The organism is Mucilaginibacter sp. PAMC 26640 (assembly GCA_001596135.1).
Taxonomy (GTDB): Bacteria; Bacteroidota; Bacteroidia; order Sphingobacteriales; family Sphingobacteriaceae; genus Mucilaginibacter.
Genome location: CP014773.1, coordinates 3619012 through 3638271, shown reverse-complemented (window position 1 = coordinate 3638271; position 19260 = coordinate 3619012). Strand labels below are relative to the sequence as shown.

The following is a 19260-nucleotide window of genomic DNA, read 5'->3' as shown; positions in this document are numbered from 1 at the left end:
CTAGGTCTGTATAATTCCTACATTAAAGGCCTTCTCAATTGGCGCGTGGTTAGCTGCCTCTATACCCATCGAGATCACCTTGCGGGTATCCAGCGGATCGATGATACCATCTACCCAAAGCCTGGCTGCGGCATAATAGGGTGTGGTTTGGGCGTTATACCTGTCGGTAGTTTGTTTAAGTAATTCCGCTTCCTTAACGTCATCAATCTCCTCGCCTTTAGCTTTTAATCCTGCCGACTGCATCTGCACCAAAACCTTCGCAGCCTGCGCGCCACCCATAACCGCTATTTTAGCAGAAGGCCAGGCGTAGATCAATCGCGGATCATACGCTTTGCCGCACATGGCGTAGTTACCTGCTCCGTAAGAATTCCCTATCACGATGGTGAATTTCGGCACAACAGAATTGGCAACTGCATTCACCATTTTTGCACCATCTTTTATAATGCCGCCATGCTCGCTGCGGCTGCCCACCATAAAGCCGGTAACATCCTGCAAAAATACCAGCGGGATCTTCTTTTGGTTACAGTTCATGATAAATCGGGTGGCTTTATCGGCACTGTCTGAATAAATTACGCCGCCAAACTGCATTTCGCCTTTTTTAGACTTAATCACTTTGCGCTGGTTGGCAACAATGCCAACTGCCCAGCCCTCTATCCGGGCAAGCCCGCAAATTATTGACTGACCGTAACCTGTTTTATATTCCCCAAATTCGGAGTCATCGATGAGCCTCAAGATGATCTCGCGCATATCGTAAGCCTTTTCACGGTTATCCGGCAAGATGCCGTAGATATCTTTTTGGTTGAGTTTTGGAGCGGAGGCTTTGATACGGTCGAACCCTGCTTTATTATAATCGCCAACCTTGTTCATGATATTGCGGATAGCATCCAGGCAGGCTTTATCGTTGGGATGCTTGTAGTCGGTAACACCGCTGATCTCGCATTGCGTGGTAGCACCACCCAGTGTTTCGTTATCCACATCCTCGCCAATGGCAGATTTTACCAGGTATGATCCCGCCAGGAAAACCGAACCGGTACCTTCAACGATCATGGCCTCATCGCTCATGATAGGCAGGTATGCGCCCCCGGCAACGCAGGAACCCATAATAGCTGCTATCTGGATGATGCCCATGCTGCTCATCTGCGCGTTGTTGCGAAATATACGACCGAAATGCTCTTTGTCCGGAAAGATCTCATCTTGCAAAGGCAGGTACACCCCTGCCGAATCTACCAGGTAAATTATGGGCAAGCGGTTTTCCATGGCAATCTCCTGAGCGCGCAGATTTTTCTTGGCTGTTATCGGGAACCAGGCACCGGCTTTTACCGTAGCATCATTGGCAACAATCACACACTGCCTGCCACTTACGTAACCGATACCGCAAACAACCCCCCCGCTCGGGCAGCCGCCGTGCTCGGCATACATGCCATCAGCCGTAAAGGCACCCACTTCCAGCCAGGGTTTATCCGCATCTATCAGGTAAGCAACGCGTTCGCGGGCCAGCATTTTGCCTTTTTCCTTTTGCTTGGCCGCGGCCTTTTCGCCACCACCCAGGAAGATCTTCTTCAGCTTGGTATTAAATTCGTAAACAAGTTGTTTGTTAACATCCTCATTTTTATTGAATTCCAGATCCATAAGTATTTATAATAGGTACTTCAATTTTAGGAAAATAAATCGGGTAATTATTAAAATGCAGAACGTTGATTTAAACACAGAGAGCCCGGAGAAGGCACAGAGTGCCACAGAGCATGGTACAGCTATTACCTGTATTTTTTGCCAGGAGTTGTATTTTACTTCACTGGCATAAAAATTTCGTGTAACCCGGCAGTTTCTCTGTGTTCTTTGTGTTTAAAATATTAGTTTCACAAACACCGAATTTTACCGCAATTTTGATAACATGAAAACATTTGTTGTTTCCTTACTGATTCTTCTTGGTTTGCAATCAACTTCCTTTGCACAATATGCCTTTGATATCAAGGATAAAACCATGGCCTACGCCCGGGGCTATGAGAAAGCCGCTAAAAGTACACCTGTTGAACCAAGCAGTCAATACCTGAGCGGCGCAGATGTGGGGCAGCCGTTGATCTATCGGCGTAAAGAAAACCTGCTGCCCGATCTGCTGGTCTATTATTTTCCAAACACCAAAGATTCCACCATTAATTCAATTTTGTATGAGTGGGATGAATCTAACTTCACAAAAAACCACCAGGCCATTACACAACCGATTGAGAAATTATCGCCTTATATCGACAGGTACCTGGTATTAAAAAAACAGGCTGAAGCCATTTTCGGAACGAGTGAAACCGGAGGATCGGCAAACGATGCCGCCTTAATAGAAACGGGCAGGTTTAAGCTCAAGGATGGTTTTTTAAAAGACGGTGTTACCGTAGAAATGTATGTAGTGCTATCCAACAAGCAGGAAACGAACGGCATCGTCAGCATTTTGCCAACGCACAGGATCAGGATGTACGTGAGCACCGCAGTTGTCGAATAAAACGTTGTTACGTTAAATTCCGGTCTTTAAACCAAACGTCATCAGGTTTTATATCAATATTATCCATCAGGTTAATAAGCTCAATCGGGTCGGCAGAGCTTAATACCAACTGGCGGTTAGCCGGTTTAAGATAGCGCTGCGCTACCATAACATCCATTTGCTGCAGCAAGTGGTCATAAAAACCACCTGTATTCAAGATACCAACCGGGTGATTGTGCAAGCCGAGCTGTAACCAGGTAAGCACTTCAAAAAACTCTTCGAGGGTGCCAAAACCACCGGGTAACATAACTATGGCATCGCAAAGATCGTTCATCATTTGCTTGCGCTGGTGCATGTTATCGACAATGTGCAATTCTGTTAAACCGCTGTGGCCAACTTCCTTATCCATCAAAAATTGCGGAATAATACCAACCGCCCGGCCACCCCTGCTCAGCACCGCATCGGCCAGCAAACCCATCACGCCTACTCTGCCGCCGCCGAACACCAACTGAATGCCGCGACTAACCATCAATTCGGCCAGTTGATCGATATTTTGCTTTAAAACAGGGTCGCCGTTAAAGTTGGCACCACAAAAAACGCAAAGGGATTTCATCTTGTTGAGTCAGTAAAGCCGGGAAGTCCGAAAGTCGGAAAGAAGAATTTAATCTTCCGGACTTTCGGACTGCGGACTTTCGTTAGATTATCTTGTATAATTAGGAGCTTCTTTTGTTATCGTAATGTCGTGTGGGTGGCTTTCACGCATACCGGCTGCAGTGATGCGTACAAATTTGGCACGTTGCAGGTCTTCAATGTTCGCGGCACCGCAATAATGCATCCCGGCACGTAGACCACCAATGTATTGGAAGATCACCTCGGCCATATTACCTTTAAACGGTACGCGGCCCACAATACCTTCTGGTACCAGTTTGGTTACTACGTCGGTCTCATCCTGGAAATAACGATCCTTAGATCCTTTTGCCATGGCTTCTACCGAACCCATACCACGGTATGATTTAAACTTACGTCCTTCGTAAATAATGGTTTCGCCGGGCGATTCCTCCACACCTGCAAATAACGAACCCGCCATAATAGAACTTGCACCGGCAGCAATAGCCTTTACAATGTCACCCGTTTGCTTGATCCCGCCATCGGCAATAACCGGAACGCCGCGGCCCTCCAGTGCTTTGGCGCATTCGTAAACGGCGTATAATTGTGGTACACCTACCCCGGCGATGATGCGGGTAGTACAAATAGAACCCGGACCAATACCAACTTTAACGGCATCAGCACCTGCATCGGCAAGGGCAATTGCAGCATCGGCAGTGGCAATGTTACCGGCGATGACCTGTAAGGTTGGGTATAATGCTTTAACTGCTTTTACCATCTCGATAACACCTTTTGAGTGACCATGAGCGGTATCTACGGTAATAACATCCACACCGGCGTTATACAGGGCCGTTACCCGGTCGATATTATCTGAGGCAACACCAACAGCAGCCCCAACACGTAAACGGCCGTACTGGTCTTTACAAGCGTTAGGAAAGTTCTTAACTTTTTGAATATCTTTATAGGTTATGAGGCCTACCAGGGTGCCATGATCATTTACAACCGGTAGTTTCTCAATTTTGTTGGCTTGCAGAATATTTGCGGCTTCGGTAAGATCGGTTCCTTCCGGTGCGATGATGAGGTTAGTTTTGGTCATCACCTCGCTTACCGGAACGGTAAGGTCTTTTTGGAAGCGAAGATCGCGGTTGGTAATAATGCCCTTGAGCTTATGCTCGGCATCAATAACCGGTATACCGCCGATGCTATACTCGCGCATGATGTTAACGGCATCCGATAACAGTGCATCTTCCAGCAAGGTAACCGGATCCTGGATCATCCCGCTTTCAGAACGTTTCACTTTACGAACCTCGTCAGCCTGTTGCTGTATGGTCATGTTTTTGTGCAGCATACCAATACCGCCCGCCTGCGCTATGGCAATAGCCAAACCAGCTTCGGTAACGGTATCCATTGCAGCCGAAATAATAGGAATGTTTAAACGGATACTTTTCGTTAGAAAAGTGCTCGTGTTAACTTCGCGCGGTAATACTTCAGAATAAGCGGGGAGTAATAAAACGTCGTCGTAAGTTAATCCTTCGGCAACAAATTTGGATGGGTCTAACTGCATAGCAAATAATTATTTTGGAGTTATTATTTGCCGGGCAAAGATACGGTTAGATGTGCAGATATGCAAATATGCGGATGTGCAAATAAATATTTATCAGTACGAATCAGGGCAAATCAAACTTATTTGCTCGAAATTACATTGAACTGATTAAAATCATTAAACCTTCATCTGCAGATTTGCCTATCGAAATCTGCACATCTATCAATATTTACCAACGATCACTTTTACAAACGCATCAAAATCCCAATATTGTTTAGCCAGTTCTTTCAATTGCTGCGAGGTGATGTTCTTCACCGTTTCGGTGTACCTGTCGTAATAATCGTAATCTAAACCGGCAAAATACAGGCTCTTGAATTTATCAGCGTGGGAGAGTACATTTTCCAGGCTGCCCAATAGCGAACCCAGCATATAGTTCCGAACCAGCGATAGCTCTTCTACCGGGATCAGTTCTTCTTTTAACAGGTTGATCTCTTTTTCAATTTCCGCCATGGCAGACCGGCACACATCAGCACCTACTTCTGTGGCAATGAAAAACGAACCGGTATGGTTAAAGGAGGTGATGCCTGAACCTATCCCATAGGTATACCCTTTATCTTCGCGGATATTAGCCATTAGTCGTGAGCCAAAATAACCGCCCAAAACAGTGTTCAATACCTGCACAGCTGGAAAGTCCGGATGTGTGCGGTTAATAAAAGGCGTCCCGATCCGTATAGCTGATTGCAGAGCGTCTTTCTTCTCAGTGTAAAAGAATTTCTCCTGCGAAGAGTTTACCACCGGCTGCGAAATATCTGCAGCATCAGGTTGGTTATCCCAACCGTTTTCAAAGGTATCTACGAGCAGTTGATAGTCGGAACCATCCGTTTTACCGGCAATAACCATTGTACAATTAGCCGGCTGGTACATTTGTTTGAAGTGCGCCACCAGGTCGTCGCGGGTAAGGCTTTTAAAGTCTTCCGGCTCGGCGGCTAGTCCGTAAATAGTTTCACCGTTAAGCGCTTTGTTAAACGCCCTCCTTGCAACAAAATCATTCTTTTGCAGGCTCACCTGTAACTTTTGCTGCTGGTTACGAACATAAGTCTCCAGCTCCCGCTCCGGAAAAATTGAATTGGTGATGATGTCTTTTATAACCGGCAGCGTAGATGCCAAATGCTTGGTTAAAGTGTAGAGGGTGATATGCGAAATATCGTAGCTGTAATCCACCTGTAAAAAAGCACCATAAAAATCAATGGTGTCAGCTATCTGCGCAGCATTCATTTTCCCGGTGCCATCAGTAAGCATGGTATTGGTAGCCACATTTAACAAGGGCTTTTTTGGATCGAAGCGCAGATTTTTGAAGATCCATTCAATCCGCACCAGGTCCTGCCCGCCGGAGTTGAATGAAAAAACATTACAGCCATTAGCCAGCTTTTGATGCTCGGGTTTGATTAAGGTTATATTGTCGACTCCGTTAAAAGCAGGAGCCTCTGTTCTGTTGAGTTCTGTCATGGCATAAGCTTTTGTCTGAACCAGCATTTTCATCCGGTTCACACAATTTTATTAATTCTCTAATTCTGTTAATTCTGATTCAGACGACATTTCCATTTGCTCTGCCAAATAAATCAGGGTGGAAGAATTGTCTTTCCGGAACAATTTATTGGCCTGCTCTTTGATTTCTGCCGGTGTTACCGCCAGGTATTTGCCAATTTCGTTGTTAAAATCTTCGGCATCACCCATAAGCTCATAGTAAGCCAGGTTCATAGCCTTATCCAAAAGCGACATCTCTGAAAAAACCATGGTTGATTCAGTTTTATTCTTCACCTTAGTTAGTTCATCGGCAGGCACTTCCTCATTTTTGAGGTTTTCCAGTTCCAGCCATAAAGCTGCTTCGGCTTGCTCGATAGTAACATTTTCCAATGGCTTACCTTCCAGCACAAACATGCCTTTGTCCATGCTGCTGGTAATATACGCGTGCACCTCGCTGAAAAGCTGTTTATCCTTCACCAAACTTTTATACAGTCGCGATGAATTGCCGCGCGACAGGATATCCGACATTAACTCTACTACGTAGAAAGCTTCATCACCCCTGCCTTCCATCTGGAAAGCGATATAAACATCATTCAGCGGCACTTTCGCCGTAACGGTATCTCTGCGTTCTTCATGCTGGGTTTCTTCCTGAGGCAGGTTACGGTTGTATTTGTCACCGGCAGGGATCGGCCCGAACCATTTTTCGGCCATGGCTTTTATGGCGTCCGTTTTCACATCGCCGCCAACTACCATGATCGCATTTTGCGGGTTATAGTGTTTTTTGAAGAAGGCTTTTACATCCTCAATCCTGGCATCCTCAATGTGTTTTATGGTTTTGCCGATGGTTGCCCAACGGTATGGATGCTGCTTGTAAACCATTGGCCGCAGTTTTAACCATACATCGCCATAAGGCTGATTGAGGTAACGCTGTTTAAATTCCTCTATCACCACGTTGCGCTGTACTTCCAGGCTTTTTTCGCTAAAGGCAAGGTTCAGCATTCGGTCGCTTTCCAGCCAGAATGCGGTTTCCAGGTTGGCCGACGGCAGGGTGATATAATAATTAGTAATATCATTGCTGGTGAAAGCATTGTTCTCACCACCTACCCGTTGCAGGGGGCCATCGTAATTTGGAATATTTACAGATCCGCCGAACATCAGGTGTTCAAACAAGTGGGCAAAGCCGGTTTGCTCGGGATCTTCGTCTCGTGCACCTACATCATAAAGGATGTTGAGCACCGCCATTGGCGTGGTACTATCTTCGTGAACAATAACCCTAAGACCATTATCCAGTGTAAATCGGTTGAATTTAACCATGTAGTTACAAATATTTAACCCGACAAATGTATAATTTTTGGGGAAGATGAAAAGTTGTAAATGTATATAGCTTGTAAAGATTTAATTTCCCTTTTGTTTTAAACGCCTCGGGATTCATGCCAATCCTTAACAAGGATCAGCTGATAAATAGGTAAACGATGGGCAGGCAGCAGGTTCAATACAACGGATTGCCGACAATTTTTGAACATCGAAAATTAGCGGGTAACAGACCTGATCGACGTGACAAGCCTCACCAGGCAGGCATCATTTAGTCTTTATACTCCCCCATGCACTGGAAATTGAAAGAAATAGTTAGAGACACCCCTCAAAATTGGAGCAGTCGGCAGAATTAGAGAAACGAGTAATTAATAAAATAGCCAGTCAATAAAGAGATGGCGGCAAAGCCGTACAATCCAGAGGAAAGAAATTATTGAAATGGGTATTACACTGATTCGCAGCCTGCGGTTAGCAGTTTGCAACATTTGTTGTTAACTGCTAACCGCCTATTGCTGCTGCAACTACTCCGTCGGCCTGTCGCTGCCGTGAAGGTTATCGCTCACCTGGTTATGGTGTAATTTCGCCTGGATAGCTGATGAACTATCGTTTGCATACATACCGTACGCATTTACCAAAATACCTTTCAAATTGTATTTAGCGGAACTGATGGCATAAACAATAGACATATCTGATGGATTGCTTTGGCCCTCAAATCGGTAAAACTCATCTATTTCAAAATCGTCGGCAGTCATATGCAGATCCTTTGATTTATCATCTATGGTATCTCCCTCCAAACTCAGGTTGGCTTCGTATCCTCTTTTCATTAAATCGTTAGTGGCATCCACTAAAGTTTCAAAATTTTTCATGGCAGTTAAGTTTTAGCTGTGATAATCGATTATAGGTATTAAACCCCGAAGCAGTGGTTTAGTTTTAATTTAAGCGCCTAAATAAAGGCCCATAGCGCCTATTGCAAATTACACCCTGTAATTAAAATAGTTACCGGAAATTTAACCGGACACCCGCCTGAGATTAGCGCTATAGCCGACGGTTAAACTACAAACACCGACGGAGCCTTTAAAATAACCGACGAGTGGTTGAATGCTTAGCACAACATATTGACTATGTGCCCTTAACGATGCATAACAGCTATCCGTCTATACAAATTGCGGGGCCGTCTATTAGGTTTCTCCGACTACTTTATTTGCTGTTGCTTTGGATATTGAAACAAACAAATAACACACAACAATTAAAAATATCATGAAAAATTCGATCAAATTAACAGCTCTTTTCTTATTAGTAAGTTCAGGCATTTTTGCTGCAACCCCGGCCAGAACCGAAACTCCAAAAGACGAAATCACGCTGCAATCATCCGCCAAGGATCTTGTGATAGACCTGAGCATCCAAAAAGAAACTAAAGGAAGATCATACGTTACCTTTTTTGATAACGAGAACAATGAACTCATGACGGATTACCTTTCAAACAACCTATCGGTAAACAAAAACTATAACCTGTCTCAATTGAGATATGGCACCTACACTATTGCCGTAACTTCCAACAAACAGGTTGTGAAAAAACAGGTTAACGTTTTTGAAGAATACGGCAAAAAAACTTTCGTGTTCTTACAGTAAGTTGCCCAAACCAATGCGGGGCGACAATGGATAGTTCGTTCAATAAAAATTACCCATCCTAAAAAAGCACAGCCGACAGACTGTGCTTTTTTGTTAAAATTAATTCTATAACCGGAGCTGTGGGGTTCATTAATCATAAGATTAAAACAGGCCATAATTATTTGCCTTCCGAAACCATTTAATAGCTTTTACGTACATTAGGCATATTTGAAAATGTATTAATGAAGCGCTTATTAATTATTCTGTTTTTATTGCCGGTTTACTGCATGGCCCAAACTGCTACCGATTACCTGACCAGTGGCAATACAAAAGCAAATATGAAGGATTATAAGGAGGCGATTGCCGACTTTAACAAATCTATTCAAATAAATCCGGGTGTTGCGAGAGCGTTCCTATATCGTGCCAACGCCAAAACAAATATTGCGGATTACGAGGGTGCGGTTGCAGATTTTACAAAAGCACTGGAGCTTGATCCGCGCCTGATTGATGCCTGGCATTACCGCGCAAATGCGAAAAGCAACCTTAAAGACTACGCCGGCAGTGTGGCTGATTTTAATAAAGCCATTGCCCTAAACCCGCAAAATGGCGAGCTGTACAAGTATCGTGCATTGGCAAAAGCCAACCTTAACGACAATGCCGGGGCGCTAACCGACTTTGACAAAGCGGGGAAAATGTTGCCAGGTGATGCCGATCTGATATACTACCGTGCAAACTCTAAAAGCAATATGGGCAATTTTAAAGCAGCCGTAGTCGATTATGATATTGCTGTAAAAGCGGAACCCGGCAATGCCGAAGCCTGGTTTTATCGCGGTAATGCAAAAGTTAACCTGAGAGATTATAAAGGCGCTATAGCCGATTATAAAAAGGTAATAGAACTTAACCCACAAATGCCGGATTTATATCGTTACCTGGCCTCCGCCTCCTCCAATGCCGACGATGATAAGGGGGCGATAGATTTTTTTAATAAAGCTATAGACCAAAGCCCTAAAAAGGCAGAGCTCTACCTGGGCCGTGGCATCGCAAAAAACAACACCCGCGATTGGGGTGCCGCTGCAGACGATATGTCTGAAGCAATCAAACTTAACCCTAAATATGACGAAGCATACCAAAACCGGGCTGATACGAAAATCAATATGAAAAGCTTCCAATCGGCCATTGCGGATGCGGATACAGCTATAAAACTTAATCCTAAGAACGGATACGGGTATCTCTCGCGTGCCAAAGCAAAAATTGAATTGAATGATACGGTAGGCGCCCTGGCAGATTTCGCTATGGCGCTAAAAATTGAGCCAAAAGCTACTTATGCTTATATAGGCAGCGGAGATATTAAATCGTCGCAACATAACTACCAGGCAGCAATAGCATTGTACAATCAATCAATCGCACTGGACAGGCGAAATCCTGACGCTCTCTTGCATCGCGCAAGGGCTAAAATGAAAGATGGAGATGTAGAAGGCAGCCTGGCCGACTATTTGTCTGCGATAGCCTCAACCCCGCAAAACAACGACCTGTATGTGGCTTATGGCAAAGCGCTCATTGCTTCTGGCAGGTACACGCAGGCCATTAAAGTATTTGATGATGCCTTGCAGGTAAATGCCAAAAACGTTAATTTTTATAGCTACAGGGGCGTTGCCAAAAGCAAACTGGATGATATGACCGGTGCCATGGCCGACCATGATATGGCCATTAAGCTTGCGCCTTTATCTTCTGAAGCCTATACCAACCGCGGCAACAGCTTTGCAGCTTTAAGAAAGTATGATGAGGCACTTAGGGACATTAACAAGGGGATCGCCTTAAACGAAAACAATGACGATGCCTACCTGGCACGAGCCGATCTTAAATTGGCCAAACAGGAGTATCCTGGTGCCATTTATGATTACATTAACGTACTGCTGCTAAATCAAAACAATTTTAAGGCCTACGCGGGGCGTGCTGTGGCCGAAAGCCTTACAGGCGATACGCTGGCTATGAAAAAAGACTTTGCTACCGCATTAAAAATAGAGCCCAAGAATTCCGAAACCTATATGGCACGTGCGGTTGCATTGACTAATCTCAAAAACTGGAGTGGCGCCATTAAAGACTACACCGCAGTTGTTTCCATGGATGCAAAAAACGCAACGGCATATCTTAACCGCGGCATCATTAGGGCACAACATGGTGATAAAACGGCCGGCTGTGTGGATCTTAATAAAGCGGCATCATTGGGTCTGGCCGCTGCAATGCAACAACTGGCGGCGTATTGTAAATAATTTTATTGAGAGGTTACATTGAAAATAGTGATTGCAGGCGATTGGCTTGTAATCACTAATCCTAATAATTGTCTTCTAGTCGCACGCAGCATGTACTAATTGCCCATTACCCCAAATTACCTTTCTTTAGCTCATCGGCTGCAAAATTTGCGGCCCTGGCTGTTAGGGCCATGTAGGTGAGCGAAGGGTTTTGGCAGGCCGATGATACCATACAGGCGCCATCGGTTACAAACACATTCTGCGCATCCCACACCTGGTTGTGCTTGTTCAACACCGAAGTTTTAGGATCGTGGCCCATCCTGGCGGTACCCATTTCATGGATCCCATCGCCTACATTATGGCCTTTGTCGTGCGTTTCAATATTCTTAACACCTGCAGCTTCCAGCATGGCTTTGGCTTCCTTAACAATATCGATACGCATCTTCTTCTCATTATCCTTTATCTCGGCATCCATCGCTAGTATAGGCAGCCCCCATTTGTCTTTGCGCGTTTTATCCAGGGTAATCTTATTATCATGGTAGGGCAACAGTTCACCAAACCCGCCGATGCCCATTTGCCAGTCGCCGGGTTCGGCCAACGCGTCCTTAAACTGTCCGCCTATATTATATTCCGCAATATTGCGGCTCCATCCCTGCCTGCTTGCACCACCCTGGTAACCAAACCCGCGCAGGTAATCACGTTTATCATTAAAGAGGTTAGCAAAACGTACTACGTAAACGCCATTGGCCCGCCTGCCGTAATAGTATTTATCATCATATCCTTCCATCGTTCCACTGGCACCCAGGTTGTAATGATGATCCATAATATTGTGCCCGAGTTCGCCGCTGCTGCTCCCAAGTCCGTCTGGCCAAATATCTGTTGCCGAGTTCATAAGTACCCACGCGCTGTTTAAAGCCGAGGCATTTACAAACACCACCTTTGCGTAAAACTCATAAGTTTTATTGGTTTCGGCGTCCAGTACCTCCACCCCGGTAGCTTTCTTGCTGTCTTTATCATACAAAACTTTGGTTACGATGGATTGGGGCCTAACCGTTAGGTTACCTGTTGCCAATGCAGCGGGTAAGGTGGATGACTGCGTGCTAAAATAACCACCAAAAGGGCAACCTTCCCAGCACCGGTTTCTGAACTGGCAGGCCGTTCTGCCCGGAATGGCCTGAGTTAAATTTGCCGCCCTGCCAATAATCATATGCCTGCCAAATTTCTTTTTAATGCTGGCTGCCACACGCTCTACCCAGTTCATATCCATCGGCGGCAAAAAATGCCCATCCGGCAATTGCGGGATGCCTTCCATTGAACCACTGATGCCGGCAAATTTTTCCGCATGATCATACCATGGCGCAAGGTCCTTATACCTAATCGGCCAATCAATGGCCCAGCCGTCTTTCGCGTTGGCTTCAAAGTCAAAATCACTCCAGCGGTAACTTTGGCGCCCCCATAATATGGAGCGGCCACCCAATTGGTATGAACGCCACCAGTTGAAAGGTTTTATTTCTGTATAGGGGGAGGCTTGCTCGTCGGTCCAGTAATCCATTACCTGTTCTACCGCTCCCCAGTTGCGGGATATAACCGGGCGCTGCTTACGCTGTTCAAGGGTAACGTTGCCGCGGTGCGGAAAGTCCCATGGATTATTATTTGCTGTTTTATAATCTTTTATATGTTCAAAATTACGGCCACGCTCCAGCATCAGGGTTTTAAGACCTCGTTCGCTTAATTCTTTGGCTGCCCATCCCCCGCTAATGCCTGACCCTACTACAATGGCATCATAGGTATTATTGGCCCTGGCCTTTAGGTTTAAATTGGTGGTATCTGCTAACATCGTATTAATGGTTGAACCCCTGAAGAGCGGGAATTGATAATCGGTTGAACAATAATAAAAATTAAACAATGAAAAAGCAATCGATTGTAATATTTAATATGCGAAGGCAATTCTGATTAACTTCCTATTAAACCAATATATTTAAAGGGGTTGTCAACTGAACCTTCAGGCAACGGCTACCTATAGCAGCCTTTATCTCATTATTTATCCGGCGGCGCTATTTTTTCAATCAATAGATGAATCAAAAGCTTATTTTTACCGCATGCTTCAAATCAGCCAGCTATACATATATCCCATTAAATCTCTGGGCGGAATTGCGCTCGATGCTGCACAACTCACCAACCGGGGTCTGCAGCATGATCGCCGCTGGATGCTGATTGATGAAAACAACAGGTTTCTATCCCAAAGGGAAAACCTGCAAATGGCTTTGTTAAAAACTGAAATGGCTAAGGGTGGTATCAGGGTGACTTATGCACCCGATGCATCGGAGATACTCATCCCCTTTTTGCCGCAAACTAACGAATTGCTTGAAGTAATTATTTGGGACGATACCTGCGCCGCTGCATTGGTGAGCCCGGCAGTAGATGCTTGGTTTACACAAAAATTAAATATGCCGGCGCGATTAGTATATATGCCGGATAACACCGAGCGGCAAACCGATCTGCGGTATACCGAAAAAGGCACCTTTACATCATTTTCTGATGGCTATCCAATGCTGATCATCGGGCAGGCATCGTTGGACGATCTTAACAGCCGCATGCCCGAACCGCTCCCAATAGAGCGTTTCCGGCCAAACATTGTTTTTGCCGGGGGTGAGCCGTATAGCGAGGATACAATGAAACATGTTGAAGCTGGCGGTGTAAATATGTACGGTGTAAAGCTTTGTTCGCGGTGCGTGATGACCACGATAGATCAAAATAATGCTACCAAAGGCAAGGAACCCTCAAAAACGCTGGCTAAATATCGCCTCCGTAATCACAAAATTTACTTTGGGCAAAACCTGGTGCATAGTGGCGAAGGAATCCTAAGCGTTGGTGATGTGTTAACCGTTTTGCAAAGGCATACTGAAGAGCGGTTTTTTATTGGAAAAGTGCAAACAACTTAATGTTACAACCCGGGCCAAAACGCTAAAGCGGAATTATAATTGATTGCTGAAATTTACCCGAAACCAATAGCCGGATTTAAACTAAGACTTCCTACTTATACCTAAGTCTACTCAGTTACACCAACGGCAACTGAATAATAAATTCGGCATACTCCCCTTCCCTACTACTCAGTTTCATTTTTCCGCCATGGCCTTTTACAACAATATCGTAGCTTAAACTGAGGCCGAGCCCCGTACCTGCCCCAGTAGGTTTGGTGGTGAAAAAAGGCTGCATGATCTTATCCTTAATATTTTCGGATATGCCAATGCCGTTATCTTTTACATAGATCCGCACCTCGGCCGGTCCGGTAGGCGGTTTAAATAAGTGCGTGGTTACTTCAACCATCGGCTTGTAATTCCTATCACTTGCTGCCTTTTTTTGCTGCACAGAATAAAATGCATTGTTAAACAAATTAAGCATTACCCGCCCCATATCCTGCGGTATTATGGTGATCTTCGGCAGGTCGGGGTCAAGATCCAACACCATCTCCGAGTTAAAATTCTTTTCTTTTGCCCGCAGGCCATGATAGCTCAGGCGCAGGTACTCATCTACAAGGGCGTTGATATCAGCAGGCTGTTTTTCTCCCGTATTATTCCGGCTATGCTGCAGCATATTTTTAACAATGCCATCTGCACGTTTACCATGGTGCACAATTTTTTCCAGGTTAAGAATAATGTCATCAGCCAACGCCGCCGCTTCATTCTTGCTGCCGCTGTGCAGCTCCTGTTTCATTTCAACAGCCAGCTCTATACTTACCTCAGAAAAGTTATTGACGAAGTTTAAAGGATTCTGAATCTCGTGGGCAATGCCCGCAGTAAGCTCGCCCAGCGAAGCCAGCTTTTCCGACTGGATCAATTGCTGCTGGGTAGATTGCAGCTCGCCAAGGGTATTGGCCAACTGATCGCGCTGTGCTTTTATTTCTTCCTGTTGCTCCTGCAACTCTTTATTCGCATCCTGCAATTCATTGGTCCGCTCCTCAACTTTCTCCTCCAGTAGTTCATTTTCCAGCTTTAAATGGCGCTGGCGATAGTTAATATAAATATAGATCGCTGCAGCAAGCGCCACGATGTAAAGCAACCACGCCCACCAGCTTAACCACCACGGCGGACTTATTACTACAGTTATACCATACACTACCCTGCTCCACACGCCGGAGCTGTTTGCCGCCTTTATTTTAAAGGTATAAGTGCCCGGTGGCAGGTTACTATAAGTAACAGACCTGTTTGTACCCGCCTGCACCCACTGCTTATCGTAACCTTCCAGCATGTAGACGTAAGTGTTGTTGGCGGGGTTTTCGTAATGCAGCCCAATGTAGTTGAACTGCACACTATTTTCATTGTGGGATAGTTTTAGTTCATGCAGGCCGTAGGTAAGCACCACGGAAGCCAGGCTGTCGTTTGCACCCGGTTTATTATAGCGGATATTTTCGAGATGCACCACGGGTACATTAGGATCATCATCCAGATCTTTCGGGTGGAAGAACGCAATACCTTCATTGGTACTCAACACGAAACGGCCATCCGACAGGCTGACAGGATCCAGTGAGGATAATTCCCGGCCCGGCAAAATATCATTCATTTTAAAGTTTCTCAAAGTCATGGTGCGCGGATCAAGGCGGGTAATTCCTCTGTCGCTGCCTATCCAGATGCGGCCGGCAGAATCTTCTTTTAAACCCGTGATACTGTTAAACATCAAACCAGATTTTTCATTTATTTGCCGTGTGATAACCCCTTTATTACGGTCGAATTCGAAAACTCCGGTTAAGTAGGTACCTACCCAAAAACGACCGCTGCGATCTTCATAGATTTGTGATACGCAGGACATCCGCTCGTTTTGCTTATTAAAGTAGGAAAAAAACTTTCGCGTTTTACGGTCGAACTTGTTTAAACTACCCGAGTTGGTGCCTATCCAAAGCGTGTTCTGCCTGTCTTCATAAATAGTCACCACACGGCCATCGTCCAGCGAACCATCATTAATATTATACAATTTATCGTAGTTGATATGAAACGGATAACGGGTAAACTTTTTCGTGGCGGGATTAAAGGAGCAGATACCCAGATCATTGCCAATACCCAGCCAAACTATACCTTCGTGATCTTTAAACACCCGCTGCACAGTATTTGCAGGTACAGATGCTGAATCGTTTGCATTATTCTTGTAAGTATCTTTTTGGCCAGTAGAAACATCGTAGACTATAAAACCATTGTTACTGCCGATAAAGAGCACGTCATCGTCGGCAAAAACATCTGCCAGTTTTTGCCCTGGCAAGGCGCTGAATATTTTATTCATCTGGCCACTGCTTTCGCGCCAATTGTAAATAGCAGAATTGGTGGCCAGCCAGGTATGATCTTTTGTAGCGGAAACCACACGCACCTTTTCTCCGCGATAAGTACCCTGCGGCCCGCCGGGCAGTTTAAAGGTTTCGAAAGCGCTTTTGATCTTACTCACTTTGTTTACACCTGCGTAGGCCAACCCAAGCCATAGCGTGTTGGTATGATCAATAAATTTTGTTTGAACGCTGGTGGAACTTAGTCCGCCGGCTTGCGTTGCGTCCTGTTTGTAATACCTGAAGTTCCCGTTATCCGGGTCGAAGTAAAGCAGCCCCCTCCCCGTGGTTATCCATAATTTACCATCTGCCGTGCTGCTGATCTGGCTGAGATTTTTTACCGAGGTATCGGCAAATGTATAATTGGAAAATTTACTGGTTTGCCTGTTCAGCATGGAAAGGCCGGTTGTTGTACCGAACCAAAGCCGTTGTTTTTTATCTTCATAAATAGCGTTTATCCCGGCGTTTGCGAGGCTATCCGGCATCTTAGCCGGCAGGTACTGTTTGATTATTTTACCGGTTTTAAGGTCGATAGCGGCAAGGCGGAGATCCTGGTTATAGCCGTGAAAAATATTGGCCCACAAAACGCCCGGCTGGGATGCCGGCTCATAAACCGGATTTAAACCTATAGTATGCAAAGTATCTGCAGTGTTTAAAATTGCGGTAAATGGTTTACTGTTGCCGCTATAGCCATATAGGCCATTGTTGGTACATAACCATACTTTATTATTGTCGGTTGCCCGGACGCTGTAGATAGCGCCCGCGTTTATAAAATGATCGCCTTTTTCTTTATTGCTAAAAAGGTCATACTTGCCGGTTTTAAGATCGAGTTTAAATGCCTTACTGATCCCATCATCATTTATACTCCCCCAGGGATTGCCCTCGCCATCTATGGCCCTCACTGTAGTATATTGAAAGTATTTTTTGGAGGGGGTAGCAAACTGATCGAAACTATCTTTCTGCCTGTTATACCTGAAGATGCCGTTACCGGCGGTACTCACCCAGATTGTTTTACGGGCATTGTCAGCCACGATGCTGAAAATGTTGGTAACGGATGTCACATTCAATTTTTCGGAACCCAGGACATAGATCTTGTATTTGTAGCCATCGTATCTCACCAATCCGTTCTGCGTGGCAATCCACATATACCCTTCGGTATCTTCCACAATTGCACGAACGAAAGACTCTGGCAGGCCTTTTTGAATATCCAGCCTATCAAAATAAAGGTGATTATTTTGCCCCCGGCTGCAGGTAAACAGGGAAACCAGCAAAATCAGCATCAGGGCTCTTTTCATGTGCAAGAAATCGGTTGAATTAATTGTTTAATTAACTAATTAATAAGCGAAATATCAAATAGCGCGGATTTAATTAAATGATAGAACGATTAATTTTTTTCGGCTCTTTAAAACTACAGTTCGGCAGACGCAAAGAGGCAAACATTTAATATATTCGCCATTAAAAGGCGTTTAGCTGTACATTATCAACCGGATTACTAAACGCCTTGCATGGTACATTAAACGTTCCTGTAAATCAGCATACTGAATGAAAAGCACTAATATAATGCATTGGGCAACCGATATCGGCTATACCCTGGCCGGCATCCTTTTCTGCGGGTTCGCACTTAAAAGTTTCCTTATCCCAAACGCGTTCTTTGATGGCGGGGTAACGGGTATGTCGTTACTGATCCACGAGCTGTATCATGTTAATATTGCCCTTGTGATTGTTTTGGTCAACATCCCATTTATTATCATGGGAGCCTTCCAGGTAAATAAAACATTCGCAGTCAAAACTTTAGCAGCTATCATTCTACTTGGCCTTTGCCTGCAGTTTGTACATTACCCGGATAAGATCACTTCCGACAAATTACTGGTGTCCATCTTCGGCGGTGTGTTTATGGGGATAGGTGTCGGGCTGGCTATACGCGGGGGCTGCGCGCTGGATGGTATCGAGGTTTTGGCCTTATATACCGGCAAACGGATCAGCTTCACCATCAGTGAGATCATCCTCGGCATCAATATCATTATTTTCCTGATTGCTGCCTTTGAACTCGGCCTGCCAACGGCCCTGTACTCTATCATGACTTATTATACCGCATCGAAAACGATTAGTTTTGTAATTGAAGGACTGGAAGAATACACCGGGGTAACCATCATCTCCGCACAAAGCGAGCTGGTGAAAGAACGCCTGGTAATGGAGCTGGGCCGCGGTATCACCGTTTACAAAGGCGAGCGTGGTTTCCTGCGGGAAAGCTTTGATATCAGCCAGCCGGTGGATATCGTATTTACCGTGATCACCCGTTTAGAAGTTCGCCGACTGCGTAACCTGGTTCACGATATAGACCCAAAAGCGTTTATTTTCACCAGTACGATCAAAGAAGCCGCCGGCGGGGTGCTGAAGAAAAGAGCGAGGCATTAATTATTAGCGGTCTAAAGCCGAATGGCCAATCCAAGCGGCGGCATCATGAGCCAAACTTCTCGGCATCGCAAAAAAGTAAATCAAGAATAAAATCACCTTCATATTACGCCATAAAAAAAGGCCGCTTCATATGTAAATGAAGCGGCCCTTATATTTTTATAAAACCTTACTAATTGAAAGAGGCTGCAAATTTCCCGTGACTAAAGTTTAGCCAACGTAGCAATGCTTT

At 45.1% G+C, this 19260-nt stretch carries 13 protein-coding genes; 5 read left to right on the top strand and 8 right to left on the bottom strand.

Translation table 11 applies throughout. The features are described 5' to 3' along the window. Positions 1 to 1629, bottom strand: coding sequence for a methylcrotonoyl-CoA carboxylase (locus A0256_15665; protein AMR32757.1), 1629 nt, complete (start codon positions 1627 to 1629; stop codon positions 1 to 3). A gap of 262 nt (positions 1630 to 1891) precedes the next feature. Between A0256_15665 and A0256_15660 the strand changes: the two genes are divergently transcribed. Next, positions 1892 to 2488 carry a hypothetical protein gene (locus tag A0256_15660; protein AMR32756.1) on the top strand — a complete coding sequence of 199 codons (597 nt, stop codon included), beginning with the start codon at positions 1892 to 1894 and terminating at the stop codon, positions 2486 to 2488. A gap of 7 nt (positions 2489 to 2495) precedes the next feature. Here A0256_15660 and A0256_15655 read toward each other — a convergent pair whose 3' ends face one another. From A0256_15655 to A0256_15635, 5 genes are all read right to left on the bottom strand, one after another. After that, entirely contained in the window at positions 2496 to 3080 is a 585-nt protein-coding gene (locus A0256_15655) for a Rossman fold protein, TIGR00730 family (protein AMR32755.1), read from the bottom strand. Positions 3081 to 3167: 87 nt separating this feature from the next. Then, positions 3168 to 4637: an IMP dehydrogenase gene (locus tag A0256_15650; protein ID AMR32754.1), complete on the bottom strand. Its 1470-nt coding sequence runs from the start codon at positions 4635 to 4637 to the stop codon at positions 3168 to 3170. Positions 4638 to 4838: 201 nt separating this feature from the next. After that, positions 4839 to 6122 (bottom strand): peptidase M16, encoded by a 1284-nt coding sequence (locus tag A0256_15645; protein AMR34572.1) that lies wholly within the window; start codon positions 6120 to 6122, stop codon positions 4839 to 4841. Between the two features lie 51 nt (positions 6123 to 6173). Further along, a complete protein-coding gene (locus A0256_15640; protein ID AMR32753.1) occupies positions 6174 to 7454 on the bottom strand; it encodes a peptidase M16 in 1281 nt (426 codons plus the stop codon). A 518-nt stretch (positions 7455 to 7972) separates the two neighbouring features. Further along, on the bottom strand, positions 7973 to 8317 hold the full coding sequence (locus tag A0256_15635; protein AMR32752.1) for a phosphoribosylpyrophosphate synthetase: 345 nt from the start codon (positions 8315 to 8317) through the stop codon (positions 7973 to 7975). A 391-nt stretch (positions 8318 to 8708) separates the two neighbouring features. On the opposite strand from A0256_15635, the gene A0256_15630 reads away from it, so the two are divergent. Further along, positions 8709 to 9080 carry a hypothetical protein gene (locus A0256_15630; protein ID AMR32751.1) on the top strand — a complete coding sequence of 124 codons (372 nt, stop codon included), beginning with the start codon at positions 8709 to 8711 and terminating at the stop codon, positions 9078 to 9080. A 221-nt stretch (positions 9081 to 9301) separates the two neighbouring features. Then, a complete protein-coding gene (locus tag A0256_15625) occupies positions 9302 to 11329 on the top strand; it encodes a hypothetical protein (GenBank protein AMR32750.1) in 2028 nt (675 codons plus the stop codon). A gap of 106 nt (positions 11330 to 11435) precedes the next feature. On the opposite strand, the gene A0256_15620 is transcribed toward A0256_15625, so the two are convergent. Beyond that, a complete protein-coding gene (locus A0256_15620) occupies positions 11436 to 13145 on the bottom strand; it encodes a GMC family oxidoreductase (protein ID AMR32749.1) in 1710 nt (569 codons plus the stop codon). A gap of 262 nt (positions 13146 to 13407) precedes the next feature. Here A0256_15620 and A0256_15615 point away from each other — a divergent pair, with 262 nt between their 5' ends. After that, complete coding sequence (locus tag A0256_15615) at positions 13408 to 14250, top strand: oxidoreductase (protein AMR32748.1); 843 nt, start codon at positions 13408 to 13410, stop codon at positions 14248 to 14250. 115 nt (positions 14251 to 14365) lie between these two features. Here A0256_15615 and A0256_15610 read toward each other — a convergent pair whose 3' ends face one another. Continuing rightward, the gene (locus tag A0256_15610) at positions 14366 to 17911 is read right to left on the bottom strand and encodes a hypothetical protein (protein ID AMR32747.1); all 3546 of its coding nucleotides are present in this window, start codon (positions 17909 to 17911) and stop codon (positions 14366 to 14368) included. A gap of 247 nt (positions 17912 to 18158) precedes the next feature. Between A0256_15610 and A0256_15605 the strand changes: the two genes are divergently transcribed. Further along, a complete protein-coding gene (locus tag A0256_15605; protein ID AMR32746.1) occupies positions 18159 to 19031 on the top strand; it encodes a hypothetical protein in 873 nt (290 codons plus the stop codon). Positions 19032 to 19260: the final 229 nt, after the last annotated feature.

Excerpts from the sequence above, each read along its gene's own strand:
- A0256_15620 (AMR32749.1), bottom strand. The coding sequence starts at position 13,145 with ATGTTAGCAGATACCACCAATTTAAACCTAAAGGCCAGGGCCAATAAT.
- A0256_15665 (AMR32757.1), bottom strand. The coding sequence starts at position 1,629 with ATGGATCTGGAATTCAATAAAAATGAGGATGTTAACAAACAACTTGTT.
- A0256_15645 (AMR34572.1), bottom strand. The coding sequence starts at position 6,122 with ATGACAGAACTCAACAGAACAGAGGCTCCTGCTTTTAACGGAGTCGAC.
- A0256_15605 (AMR32746.1), top strand. The coding sequence starts at position 18,159 with ATGAAAAGCACTAATATAATGCATTGGGCAACCGATATCGGCTATACC.
- A0256_15635 (AMR32752.1), bottom strand. The coding sequence starts at position 8,317 with ATGAAAAATTTTGAAACTTTAGTGGATGCCACTAACGATTTAATGAAA.
- A0256_15625 (AMR32750.1), top strand. The coding sequence starts at position 9,302 with ATGAAGCGCTTATTAATTATTCTGTTTTTATTGCCGGTTTACTGCATG.
- A0256_15660 (AMR32756.1), top strand. The coding sequence starts at position 1,892 with ATGAAAACATTTGTTGTTTCCTTACTGATTCTTCTTGGTTTGCAATCA.
- A0256_15655 (AMR32755.1), bottom strand. The coding sequence starts at position 3,080 with ATGAAATCCCTTTGCGTTTTTTGTGGTGCCAACTTTAACGGCGACCCT.
- A0256_15610 (AMR32747.1), bottom strand. The coding sequence starts at position 17,911 with ATGAAAAGAGCCCTGATGCTGATTTTGCTGGTTTCCCTGTTTACCTGC.
- A0256_15640 (AMR32753.1), bottom strand. The coding sequence starts at position 7,454 with ATGGTTAAATTCAACCGATTTACACTGGATAATGGTCTTAGGGTTATT.
- A0256_15630 (AMR32751.1), top strand. The coding sequence starts at position 8,709 with ATGAAAAATTCGATCAAATTAACAGCTCTTTTCTTATTAGTAAGTTCA.
- A0256_15650 (AMR32754.1), bottom strand. The coding sequence starts at position 4,637 with ATGCAGTTAGACCCATCCAAATTTGTTGCCGAAGGATTAACTTACGAC.
- A0256_15615 (AMR32748.1), top strand. The coding sequence starts at position 13,408 with ATGCTTCAAATCAGCCAGCTATACATATATCCCATTAAATCTCTGGGC.